This window comes from Trabulsiella odontotermitis (genome assembly GCF_001188485.1).
Lineage (GTDB): Bacteria > Pseudomonadota > Gammaproteobacteria > Enterobacterales > Enterobacteriaceae > Trabulsiella > Trabulsiella odontotermitis_A.
Window position 1 is genome coordinate 30,698 of the sequence record NZ_JNGH01000059.1, and the last position, 12,276, is coordinate 42,973.

Annotated in this window: 12 protein-coding genes and 1 pseudogene; 3 read left to right on the top strand and 10 right to left on the bottom strand. The window is 56.2% G+C overall.

The window, feature by feature from the left end:
• Window positions 1-17 precede the first annotated feature (17 nt).
• From xseA to GM30_RS04530, 3 genes are all read left to right on the top strand, one after another.
• Window positions 18-1,391 carry an exodeoxyribonuclease VII large subunit gene (gene xseA / locus GM30_RS04520; protein WP_049847664.1) on the top strand — a complete coding sequence of 458 codons (1,374 nt, stop codon included), beginning with the start codon at window positions 18-20 and terminating at the stop codon, window positions 1,389-1,391.
• A 65-nt stretch (window positions 1,392-1,456) separates the two neighbouring features.
• Entirely contained in the window at window positions 1,457-2,482 is a 1,026-nt protein-coding gene (locus GM30_RS04525) for a M4 family metallopeptidase (protein ID WP_049847665.1), read from the top strand.
• A complete protein-coding gene (locus GM30_RS04530) occupies window positions 2,483-2,833 on the top strand; it encodes a protealysin inhibitor emfourin (RefSeq protein WP_049847666.1) in 351 nt (116 codons plus the stop codon).
• On the opposite strand, the gene GM30_RS04535 is transcribed toward GM30_RS04530, so the two are convergent.
• The 10 genes and pseudogenes from GM30_RS04535 to GM30_RS04580 form a co-directional block, all read right to left on the bottom strand.
• Window positions 2,830-3,051 (bottom strand): zinc ribbon domain-containing protein, encoded by a 222-nt coding sequence (locus tag GM30_RS04535; protein WP_049847667.1) that lies wholly within the window; start codon window positions 3,049-3,051, stop codon window positions 2,830-2,832. The two genes, GM30_RS04530 and GM30_RS04535, sit on opposite strands and share 4 nt — an antisense overlap.
• A gap of 66 nt (window positions 3,052-3,117) precedes the next feature.
• Window positions 3,118-4,575, bottom strand: coding sequence for a ribosome biogenesis GTPase Der (gene der / locus GM30_RS04540; RefSeq protein ID WP_049847668.1), 1,458 nt, complete (start codon window positions 4,573-4,575; stop codon window positions 3,118-3,120).
• Window positions 4,576-4,658: 83 nt separating this feature from the next.
• Window positions 4,659-5,837, bottom strand: coding sequence for an outer membrane protein assembly factor BamB (gene bamB / locus GM30_RS04545; protein ID WP_049847669.1), 1,179 nt, complete (start codon window positions 5,835-5,837; stop codon window positions 4,659-4,661).
• A gap of 10 nt (window positions 5,838-5,847) precedes the next feature.
• Window positions 5,848-6,468, bottom strand: a complete 621-nt coding sequence (locus GM30_RS04550; RefSeq protein WP_049847670.1) for a YfgM family protein — start codon at window positions 6,466-6,468, stop codon at window positions 5,848-5,850.
• 34 nt (window positions 6,469-6,502) lie between these two features.
• Window positions 6,503-7,777 (bottom strand): histidine--tRNA ligase, encoded by a 1,275-nt coding sequence (hisS, locus tag GM30_RS04555; RefSeq protein ID WP_049847671.1) that lies wholly within the window; start codon window positions 7,775-7,777, stop codon window positions 6,503-6,505.
• A 96-nt stretch (window positions 7,778-7,873) separates the two neighbouring features.
• Window positions 7,874-8,995, bottom strand: a complete 1,122-nt coding sequence (ispG, locus tag GM30_RS04560) for a flavodoxin-dependent (E)-4-hydroxy-3-methylbut-2-enyl-diphosphate synthase (protein ID WP_049847672.1) — start codon at window positions 8,993-8,995, stop codon at window positions 7,874-7,876.
• Between the two features lie 26 nt (window positions 8,996-9,021).
• Window positions 9,022-9,952, bottom strand: a pseudogene (gene rodZ, locus GM30_RS04565) (cytoskeleton protein RodZ).
• 228 nt (window positions 9,953-10,180) lie between these two features.
• On the bottom strand, window positions 10,181-11,347 hold the full coding sequence (gene rlmN / locus GM30_RS04570; RefSeq protein WP_049847673.1) for a dual-specificity RNA methyltransferase RlmN: 1,167 nt from the start codon (window positions 11,345-11,347) through the stop codon (window positions 10,181-10,183).
• 136 nt (window positions 11,348-11,483) lie between these two features.
• A complete protein-coding gene (ndk, locus tag GM30_RS04575; protein WP_049847674.1) occupies window positions 11,484-11,915 on the bottom strand; it encodes a nucleoside-diphosphate kinase in 432 nt (143 codons plus the stop codon).
• A 161-nt stretch (window positions 11,916-12,076) separates the two neighbouring features.
• Window positions 12,077-12,276, bottom strand: a 200-nt coding sequence (locus GM30_RS04580; protein WP_155483922.1) for a hypothetical protein, incomplete at its 5' end; no start/stop codon positions are given.

Here is a 12,276-nt window from a genome sequence, read left to right on the forward strand (position 1 = left end):
AATTTGATCTCGCTCACATGTTACCCTCTCAATCCCCCTCCATTTATACCGTCAGCCGCCTGAATCAGTCGGTGAGATTGCTGCTGGAAAAAGAGATGGGACAAGTGTGGATCAGCGGCGAAATCTCCAATTTTACCCAGCCCGCCTCCGGCCACTGGTACTTCACGCTGAAAGATGACAACGCCCAGGTGCGCTGCGCGATGTTTCGCAACAGCAACCGTCGGGTGACGTTTCGCCCTCAGCATGGTCAGCAGGTACTGGTCCGCGCGAATATCACGCTGTATGAACCGCGCGGCGACTACCAAATCATTGTTGAAAGCATGCAGCCCGCCGGGGAAGGTCTGCTTCAGCAAAAATACGAACAGCTGAAAGCGGTGCTGAGTGCTGAAGGGCTGTTCGATCAGCAATTCAAAAAAGCGCTGCCCTCACCCGCCCATTGCGTCGGGGTGCTCACCTCCAAAACCGGCGCCGCGCTGCATGACATTTTGCACGTCCTCAAACGCCGCGATCCGTCGCTGCCCGTCATTATCTACCCGACTGCCGTGCAGGGCGACGACGCCCCCGCGCAAATCGTTCGCGCCATTGAACTGGCGAATCGCCGTCAGGAGTGCGACGTGTTAATTGTCGGGCGCGGGGGCGGTTCGCTGGAAGATTTGTGGAGTTTTAACGACGAACGCGTGGCGCGTGCCATTTTTGCCAGCCAGATCCCGGTTGTCAGTGCCGTCGGCCATGAAACCGACGTCACTATCGCAGATTTTGTCGCTGACCTGCGCGCACCCACGCCGTCCGCCGCTGCGGAAATCGTCAGTCGTAATCAGCAGGAATTGCTGCGCCAGATCCAGTCCGGCCAGCAACGGCTGGAAATGGCGATGGATTACTATCTGGCGCACCGCCATCGCCGCTTCACGCAACTGCACCATCGCCTGCAACAGCAACATCCGCAACTGCGCCTCGCGCGTCAGCAGACGGTGCTGGATCGCATGCGCCAACGCATGAATTTCGCGCTGGAAACGCAGCTCAAGCGCGCCGGTCAACGGCAGCAGCGTGTGCTGCAACGGCTGAACCAGCAAAACCCGCAGCCGCGCATTTTCCGCGCGCAAACGCGCATTCAGCAGCTCGAATACCGGCTGGCGGAAAACCTCCGCGCGCGCCTCAGCAGTACCCGCGAACGCTTTGGTAATGCGGTCACGCACCTGGAAGCGGTCAGCCCGCTCTCCACGCTGGCGCGCGGCTACAGCGTGACCACCGCGCCGGACGGCAAAGCTATCAAACAGACGAAGCAGGTCAAAGCGGGCGATCTGCTGACCACCCGCGTGTCAGATGGCTGGGTGAAAAGCGAAGTCACCACGGTTGAAACCGCACCCAAACCCCGTCAGCGGAAGAAAGGGTAAAACTCGCATACACTGAAGACTGTTTCTTTTTTAATTCGGCTTTGCCAGAACGAAAGGAGATCAGCATGAAAGCGACCCATTCTTACAGCGTCATTCCTCCCTACATTTTGCGCCGCATTATCGATCATGGTTCCGCACCGCAACAGCAGTGCGCCCGCCAGACTCTGACGCATGTTCAGACGTTAATGGCGCATATGCCGGGCAAACCTGCCGCGCCGCACGTCAGCCAGGCGGGGCAGCTTGAACGTGATATCTACGATGCCAAAAACACGCAGGACCTGCCGGGCACACCGGTACGACGAGAAGGCCACCCGACTAATGGCGATGTTGCCGTTGATGAGGCGTACGATTATCTCGGCATCACGCATGAATTTTTCTGGCAACAGTACCAGCGCGATTCACTCGATAACAAAGGACTCATTCTGACCGGCACCGTCCACTACGGGCGTGAATACCAGAACGCGTTCTGGAACGGACAACAAATGGTGTTTGGCGACGGTGACGGCGAGATCTTCAACCGCTTTACCATCGCGATTGATGTTGTGGCACATGAACTCAGTCACGGCGTGACGGAAACCGAGGCCGGTCTTATCTATTTCGAACAGTCCGGGGCGCTAAATGAATCGCTGTCCGATGTTTTTGGCTCGCTGGTAAAACAGTACCATCTTAAACAACGTGCGGACGAAGCCGACTGGATTATTGGCGAAGGGCTGCTGGCGGAAGGGATCAATGGCAAAGGGCTGCGCTCGATGTCAGCACCAGGGACGGCGTATGACGATCCGCTATTAGGCAAAGATCCGCAGCCTGCCCACATGAAAGACTTTGTGAAAACCCGCGAAGACAACGGTGGCGTGCATCTGAATTCCGGTATTCCTAACCGGGCATTTTACCTGGCAGCAACCGCGCTCGGCGGCTATGCGTGGGAAAAAGCGGGCTATGCCTGGTATGATACCGTCTGCGATCGCGCGCTCGCGCAGGACGCTGACTTTATCGATTTTGCGAAGCTGACCATCGCTCACGGCGAGAAACGTTCCGGGAAAGCGACGGCGGACGCCATTGAGCAGGCATGGAAAACGGTGGGAGTCATGTAAATGCAGATACCGGATCTGACCGATGATGCGGTCATTGAACTGGCACGCGAGGGCGGCGTGGCGTTTATTCCCAAACTCAGCGGCCAGCGAACCATCACCCTCGCCGCACTCAATCCCTCTCAGCGTCAGCGGGTGATAGATATCCTCCGGCAATCGGCGCCGCGCGGTGTGCCCCCGGGGCAGCCCGAATCACCGGGTCGTGGCGATCAGCGTTATTTTCGTATTCAGATCATCTGGACCCAGCACAATCAGGCGCAATACACCGATATTATTATTCTGGTTCCGGAACAGGAGGCTCCGCCATCGCTGGTGGACCTCTGGCAGAAAGGGGAAGACTGCGTGTGCGATTAAGCGCTCAGCGGCACGAATTCAACGCGTTTTTTTGAAATCAAACCGTGACCGTTCTGACAGAAGTAATCCACCGCACCGCAGGCTTTCAGCACCTCAAGCGGTTTGTGGCACACCGGGCAGCGCGCCTCGAGCGGGATGGCTTTATCGCAGGTGGCGCAGTGTGCTGTACCGTTGATCACGTTCAGTGGGTTATGGCAGGCCGGGCAGTTGATGTCCATCGCGACTCCTCACGTTTCCCTTCGCACCCGCCCTCTCCTGACGATGGAGAAGGCGGGCCGGGGTGATTACTTGCTTTTCTTGATGTGCTTAATCAGGCGTTTACGTTTACGCATCTGGTTCGGGGTCAGCGTATTGCGCTTGTTGGCAAACGGGTTGTCCCCTTCCTTGAACTGAATGCGGATAGGCGTGCCCATCACATCCAGCGATTTGCGGAAGTAGTTCATCAGATAGCGCTTGTAGGAATCCGGCAGGTCTTTGACCTGGTTGCCGTGGATCACCACGATTGGCGGGTTATAACCCCCGGCATGCGCGTATTTCAGCTTCACGCGGCGACCACGCACCAGCGGCGGCTGGTGATCGTCTGCCGCCATGTTCATGATGCGGGTCNGCGTGGAGCTGTCATAAGCTTCACGTACGGATTCAAACAGGTTGCCGACGCCGCTGCCGTGCAGCGCAGAGATGAAGTGCACACGGGCGAAATCAATAAAGCCCAGGCGGAAATCGAGGGTCTCTTTAACCTGCTCTTTCACTTCCTGGCTCAGACCGTCCCACTTGTTGACCACAATCACCAGTGAGCGCCCACTATTGAGGATAAAGCCCAGCAGCGAGAGATCCTGATCGGAGATACCTTCGCGGGCGTCAATCACCAGCATCACCACGTTGGCGTCTTCGATTGCCTGCAGGGTTTTGATTACGGAGAATTTTTCTACCGCGTCGGTGATTTTGCCGCGCTTACGCACCCCGGCGGTATCAATAAGCACATACTCGCGCTCATCGCGTTCCATCGGGATATAAATACTGTCGCGCGTGGTGCCCGGCATGTCAAAAACGACCACGCGCTCTTCGCCAAGAATACGGTTAGTTAGCGTTGACTTACCGACGTTCGGACGGCCAACAATCGCCAGCTTAATGGGCAGATCCTGCGGGTTAAAATCGTCTTCCGGCTCTTCAAGGTCTTCGCCGTTTTGTTCCGCTTCAAACTGTGCCCAGTAGGCGGCGTCTTCGTCGACCTCTTCCGGCGGGCTTACTTCGTCAACCCACGGCAGCAGTACGGTTTCCAGCAGACTGGTGACACCGCGCCCATGAGACGCGGCAATCGGATAAATTTCGCCAAGCCCCAGGGACCAGAAATCAGCAACGGCCTGATCGGCATCGATGCCGTCAGTTTTGTTCGCCACGAGGAACGTCGGTTTTTCGCGAGAACGCAGGTGTTTTGCAATCGCGATATCTGCTGGCATCAGGCCCGCGCGCGCATCCACCATAAACAGCACCACGTCGGCCTCTTCAATCGCCAGCAGCGACTGTTCCGCCATGCGGGTTTCAACGCCCTCTTCGTTGCCGTCGATACCACCGGTATCAATACAGATAAACTCACGGCCTTCCACTTCAGCACGACCGTATTTACGGTCACGAGTCAGACCCGGAAAATCCGCGACCAGCGCATCACGAGTACGCGTCAGGCGGTTAAAAAGCGTGGATTTTCCTACGTTAGGGCGCCCGACAAGCGCGACCACAGGTACCATGTTAAATGCCTCTTCAATTCTAAAAACAGTAAAACGGCCCCTGACTGAACAGGAGCCGTTTATTACAACTCACGACGACTGACTTAACGCGTAATCGCGTACAGCGTGCCGTCTTTCGCCTGGATTAACAGTTTGCCGTCTGCCACAACAGGATCGGTCAGGAAGCCGGAGCTGTCGACCTTCTGCTGCGCCACAAAGCGGCCATCCTGCGGGTTGACCCAGTGCATGTATCCTTCGCTGTCGCCAACGACCAGGCTGCCGTTATACAGTGCCGGCGCGGTCAGCAGACGGTGCAGCAGATCGCTCTGCGTCCACAGCGTCACGCCGCCATCGGTGGTCAGCGCCAGCAGGCGATCGTTCTGATCGACCAGGTAAATGCGGTCGCCATCAACGATAAAGTCGTTTACCGAGCCCAGTTCACGTTTCCACATGATCTGGCCGCTGCGCAGATCCAGTGCAGTCAGGTTGCCGTTGTAGGCCAGCGTATAAACAACGCCTTCGACCACAACCGGCGTGGTGTCGACGTCGCTCAGGCGATCGATTTCTGTCGCGCCAGTAGCCTGCGAAATACGTTGCTGCCAGATGATCTGGCCCTGCTGCATCAGCACGGCGCTGACGCGGCCATTATCGCCGCCCACAATGGCAGCGCCGTAGGCGGTCGCTGGCGCAGATTCACCGCGCAGAGACAGAGATGGCATATCAAGGTTCACGGTCCATTTCACCGCACCGTCGCTTTCGTTCAGCGCCTGCAGCTGACCGTTGCTGGTATGGACCAGCACCATGCCATCGCTGACCACCGGACGAGACAGCGCTTCACCCGCGACCACGGTTTCCCATGCCACGGTACCGTCACCGGTATTCAGGGCATACACTTTCGCTTTTTCACTGCCGACATACACATGGCCGCCGGATACGGTCAGACCACCGGACAGCAGCGCTGGCGCGTGGGAGAACCAGCCGTCTTTTTCCGCCAGGTTCACAGACCACACTTCACGACCGTCATCCATGTTCACCGCTTTCACGGTGCCTTTGCGATCGGCAGCGTAGACCACGTTGTCCGCATAGGCCGGATGCAGGTTGGAATAGTATTCGCCAATTCCGCTGCCGACCGAGGTGTCCCAGGCGGTGGACGGCGTGAACTGGTTTTCAACCGTAGGCAGCGGAGACATTTTGACGACGTCTTCTTCGCTGTTAAATAAAGAGCAACCACTCAGCAGAGTCACTGAAAGCAGTCCTGGCAAAAGTAATTTACGCAATTGCATCGCGTCCCTCTCAGATGGACAAATTATTTATTTTCATGCGCATCATTTCGCTAAGCGCGGGTGAAGCATCGCTCTTAACGCCCGCTTCCCACGCGGTACGCGCGCCTTGCTTATCGCCTTTGCTCAGCAGAATTTCACCGCGCAGATCCGCGACGATAGCCGTCCAGCCTTCGCCTTTGATGCCATCAAGGGTTTTCAGCGCGGCATCGGGCTGTTTCAACTGAAGTTGAAGACGAGCAAGACGCATGTTGATAACCGATTTAAGATTATCATCAGAGGCGGCAGCCAGCCCCTGCTGCAACTGTTTTTCTGCTTTGTCGAGCTGGTTTGCATCGACATACTGTTGCGCCAGCTCCAGAGAAGCAAACGCGCCGTAGGTGTTTTTCGTTTCAGCAGCGAATTTTTCTGCTGACGCGATGGCCTCCGGCTTTCCTGAATTCAGCGAAGAGACCGCATTCTCATAGGCCAGCGACGCGCCTCTGGCCGTTTCGACCTGATGAGAGGTCCAGTAGCGCCAGCCGACCAGCGCGCCCACCCCGAGTATCACTCCGACCGCCAGCGCCTTACCGTTCTCCGCAAAGAACCGTTTAAGTGCATCGACCTGGTCGTTTTCGTTATTGTAAATTTCCACGCAGTCCTTCTCCTGAATGATATTTCCCGGGAGATTAGCCCAGTAGTGTCCGCAAATGCGCCGCAACGCTGTCCTGCGCGACGGTCGTTTGCTCACCTGAGCGTAAATCTTTCACCACCACGTTGCGTTCAGCAATCTCAGATTCACCCAGCACCAGCGCGACGCGGGCGCCCCACTTGTCGGCACGGGCAAACTGCTTCTTGAAATTACCGCCGCCATGGTTAGTCATCAGTTTAACCCCTGGCATGGCATCACGAACCTGCTCAGCGAGGCGCATTGCCGCTGACTGAGTATCGGAACCGGAAGCCACCAGGTATATATCGACAACAGGATCGGCTTTAAATTCCGGGTTAACAGCCTGAACCAGCAAAACTAATCGCTCGAGGCCCATCGCAAAACCGACGCCCGGCGTGGCGCGACCGCCTAACTGCTCAACCAGACCATCATAACGCCCACCGGCGCAGACGGTACCCTGGGAGCCCAGGCTGTTGGTGACCCACTCAAAAACCGTGCGGTTGTAGTAATCCAGACCGCGCACCAGACGCTGATTCACGGTATAGGCAATACCGGCATCATCGAGGAATTTGCACAGCCCGGCGAAGTGTTCTCTGGACTCGTCGTCCAGGTAATCGCCCAGCGCAGGCGCATCGTTCAGCAGCGCCTGTACGTCAGGGTTTTTCGAATCCAGCACGCGCAGCGGGTTGCTGTACATACGGCGCTTGCTGTCTTCATCAAGCTTGTCAGTATGCTGCTCCAGATACGCCACCAGCGCATCACGGTAGTTCGCACGGGCTTCCAGCGAGCCGATGGAGTTCAGCTCCAGGTTGACATCGTTGGCGATGCCCAGCGCGCGCCACCAACGTGCGGTCAGCATGATCAGTTCGGCGTCGATGTCCGGGCCCTGCAGGCCAAACACTTCGCAACCCAGCTGGTGGAACTGGCGATAACGCCCTTTCTGCGGACGCTCGTGGCGGAACATCGGCCCGATGTACCACAAACGTTGTTCCTGATTGTACAGAAGACCATGTTCGATGCCGGCGCGTACACAGCCCGCAGTACCTTCCGGGCGCAGCGTCAGGCTGTCGCCGTTACGATCTTCGAAGGTATACATCTCTTTTTCGACGACGTCGGTGACTTCACCAATCGCGCGTTTGAACAACGGGGTCTGCTCTACAATCGGCAAACGGATTTCACTGTAACCGTAGCTGCCGAGCACCTCTTTCAGTGTGCCTTCAATGCGCTGCCAGATGGCGGTTTCGCCCGGCAGGTAATCGTTCATGCCGCGAATGGCTTGAATGTTTTTTGCCACGTTTATTCTCTTTCTATATACAAAAATGAACCCTTAGCGCTGATGCGCCCGCGGGTTCAATCATACACGGGAAGCGCATCGCTTCCCATCACGTTATTATTTTACGTCGACCTGCTGGACGTCGATGCGTCGGGCCTCGTCGAGCATGCTGGCTTTCGCGCGGATGCGCGCTTCAAGCTGGGCAATCATGTCGTCGTTGTCGAGCCTGTCTTTGCGTACCCCGTCTTCGTACAGACCGCTTTTGCGATTGCCACCGGTGACGCCGAGCGTGGACACCAGCGCTTCACCCGGACCGTTCACCACGCAACCGATAATGGAAACGTCCATCGGCGTAATGATGTCTTCCAGGCGCTGCTCCAGCGCGTTAACGGTGCCAATCACGTCAAATTCCTGACGCGAACAGGTCGGGCAGGCGATGAAGTTGATGCCGCGCGCGCGAATGCGCAGTGATTTCAGGATATCGAAACCCACTTTGATCTCTTCGACCGGATCCGCCGCCAGCGACACGCGCAGCGTATCGCCGATCCCTTCCGAGAGCAGCAGCCCGAGGCCGATGGCGGATTTCACCGCCCCGCTGCGTGCACCACCCGCTTCGGTGATCCCCAGATGCAGCGGCTGATCGATCTGCTTCGCCAGCAGGCGATACGATTCCACGGCCAGGAACACGTCCGAGGCTTTCACGCTCACTTTGAACTGATTGAAATTGAGACGATCGAGGTGATCGACGTGACGCATCGCGGATTCAAGCAGCGCCTGCGGCGTTGGCTCTCCGTATTTTTCCTGGAGATCTTTTTCCAGCGACCCGGCGTTGACGCCGATACGGATCGGGATGTTTTTGTCACGCGCGCAGTCCACCACCTGGCGGATGCGCTCTTCATTACCGATGTTGCCCGGGTTGATACGCAGGCAGTCAACGCCATACTCGGCGACTTTCAGCGCAATGCGGTAATCGAAATGGATATCCGCCACCAGCGGAACGCTAACCTGCTGTTTGATAAGTTTAAAGGCTTCCGCGGCATCCATGGTCGGAACAGAGACGCGGACGATGTCCGCGCCAACGCGCTCCAGCGCTTTGATTTGGTTGACCGTCGCCTCGACATCCGTCGTCCGCGTGTTGGTCATTGACTGTACGGCGATGGGGGCTCCATCGCCAATCGGCACGTTCCCAACGTAAATGCGTGTGGACTTCCTACGTTGAATTGGAGCCTGGTTATGCATGAAAAATCTCCCGCGTTGCCCGCTTGCTACTGTGCCGGTGATTGTTCGGCATTGAGGGTCAAACGCGCAACCTGGTTAGTTCTGATAAAGCGGCTGAGATCGACAGGTTTACCCTGATACTGGATCTGAACTGCGGCCGGAGCGCCAATTTTAAGCTTATAAGGCGCCTGTCCGGTTAAGTTAAGCGTGCCATCTTTGCGTTGCAGACCGCTGAACAGTTTTTTTCCTGTTGCGTCAGAGACTTCCAGCCAGCAATCGGCATTGAAATTCATCACAATAGCGCCAGTGCCTGCCGTTTGTGCAGCCACACCNNTAGCCGTGTTATCAACGGTGGCCTGCGATGGCGGCACGACAGCATTTGCCTGCGCGTTATCCGCCGGGGCGGTCGCGGTCGGTGCCGGCGTTGCGGATGCGGAAGCGTCAGGCGCTGGCGGCTCTACCGGGGTAGTCTGCGCGGTGGCATCTGGCGTTTGCGTCGCGCCGGTATCCAGCGGAATACTCTGCTGTGAACTTGTGTTGGTGGCATTCAGCTCGGCGGAGGATTGATCGGCCATGCTGGAGATCTCTTCCTGCTGGGCCTTGTGATTTTGCCACCACCAGGCCCCCGTCAGACCGATCACCACAAACAGCACAAGCCAGGTAAAGCTCATCAGCCAGCCGTCGCGTCTTTTGCGACGCTTACCTAAGGTCATGCCCTGCATCGGCGCGACTTTGGTCATTCGGACAGGTGTCTCTTTGATCGGAAGCAGTTCTTCTTCCGGGATATGCACCAGTCGGGCATAAGAACGGATGTACCCACGCAGGAAAGTTGAAGCCAGATCGGCAGGGGGCTTNNACCTTCAGACACAAGCGTTCTGCAACGGCTTGTTGGCTGAGTCCGAGTTGCTCACGGGCTTTACGCAGACGTGCACCCGTGGTTTGTGCTTCATGTTGGTCGTGAGTGGCTTCAGTATTCATTCGCTACAACTGCTGGTACGTGAAATTTAAGAGTCAGGTGCCGGTAAACCCGCACCGCGAAATATCTACCCGATTACTAAACAAGCCTAAGCTGTTGTTGAACCGCTACATACTGCCTCAATCCCGACGGAAACGCACCGTAATTATTAATGCTAATGATGCAATTTACCTAATCCGTCACCTTAAAGAATACCGCGCGCGTCATCCTGAAACGCGCGGTTCAGGATCTCAGACGGCTTTCACCGCAATAGGTTCACCCTGCATGCGTTTTCGCATGGTGCGTTTAGTACGATCGATAACGTCTCCGGCCAGCTGACCGCAAGCGGCGTCGATGTCATCGCCACGCGTTTTACGCACGATGGTGGTAAAGCCATACTCCATCAATACTTTCGAGAAACGGTCGATGCGGCTGTTAGAACTGCGACCATACGGCGCGCCCGGGAACGGGTTCCACGGGATCAGGTTGATCTTGCACGGCGTCTCTTTCAGCAGTTCCGCCAGCTGGTGCGCATGCTCGGTGCCGTCGTTCACATGGTCGAGCATCACGTACTCGATGGTCACGCGGCCCTGGTTGGCGTTGGATTTCTCCAGATAACGACGCACGGCGCCCAGGAACGTTTCAATGTTGTACTTTTTGTTGATCGGCACGATTTCGTCGCGGATCTCGTCGTTCGGCGCATGCAGGGAAATGGCCAGCGCGACGTCAATCATGTCGCCAAGCTTATCCAGCGCGGGCACTACGCCAGAGGTGGAAAGCGTGACACGGCGTTTGGACAGCCCAAAACCGAAATCATCAAGCATGATTTCCATCGCCGGGACGACGTTCGTCAGGTTAAGCAGCGGTTCGCCCATCCCCATCATCACCACGTTGGTGATCGGGCGCGTGCCCGTGACTTTAGCCGCACCGATGATTTTCGCCGCGCGCCAGACCTGACCGATAATTTCAGAAACACGCAGGTTACGGTTAAAACCCTGCTGTGCCGTTGAGCAGAATTTACACTCCAGCGCACAACCAACCTGTGAAGAAACGCACAGGGTGGCGCGATCGTCTTCAGGAATATAAACCGTTTCAACACGTTGATCGCCCACGGCAATGGCCCATTTGATGGTGCCATCGGTAGAGCGCTGTTCTTCGACGACTTCCGGCGCGCGAATTTCCGCGACCTCTTTCAGTTTGCCGCGCAGCACTTTGTTGATGTCAGTCATCTCATCAAAGTTATCGCAGCAATAATGGTAGATCCATTTCATCACCTGATCGGCGCGGAAAGGCTTTTCACCTAAATTTTTGAAAAACTCGCGCATCTCCTGGCGGTTTAAATCCAGCAGGTTGATCTTGGCGTCCTGGGAAGGCACCGTCAGAGCGGCGGTATCAGGCGTGACAATTTGTTCAGACATAATGTATTCCGGCCTCGTTATTACACGTTATGGCCCCTGGAGGGTTAAAAAGAAACGCCCCGCAAATTCGGGGCGCTGTATTGTACAAATTATGGCGCATGAATGCCACGACTGCACGCGGCATTCATGAAAAACATTAGCGGGTGCGAGCGCAGACTTCGCCTTCGCCAAAGAAGAAGGCGATTTCACGGGCGGCAGATTCAACGGAATCAGAGCCGTGAGTACCGTTTTCGGTGAAGCTGTCAGCGTAGTCAGCGCGCAGCGTGCCCGCCAGTGCGTTAGCCGGGTTGGTCGCCCCCATCAGGTCACGGTGACGCTGTACCGCGTTTTCGCTTTCCAGTACAGAAACCACGATCGGGCCGGAGGTCATGAATTCCACCAGACCGTCGAAGAACGGCTTGCCGTCGTGCTCAGCATAGAAACCGCGTGCCTGCTCAACGCTCAGGTGCAGCATTTTGGTGCCAACGATTTTGAAACCCGCTGCTTCAAAGCGAGAGAAGATATTACCAATTACGTTTTTTGCTACCGCGTTTGGTTTGATGATGGAAAAAGTACGTTCAATAGCCATTGATAACCTCTGGTGATGTTCTGTTGTTTTACGCATTACGCGGTATAAATCTGGCGCGAATTATAAAGAGCAAAAACGACCTTGCCTATGGATTAAGGTAACATTTTTTTAAAATAAGATGAGTTTCAGCAACAGATCACATCGCAGAGGCAAAAAATAGTCTATTGCAGCGTGAAAATGGCAGTGACGGTTTGCCCTGTTTCATCCATCACAAGCAATTGATAATCACCCGGTTTCTCCAGCCCCAGTGTGACACTGGCACCGGTTTGCTCCAGCGGTTCACCATTAACAAACCACCACAGCCGCCCTTCGCCACCGCTGGTCTGCAATACCAGCGACACGCGGTTGGTACCCGGCAAAC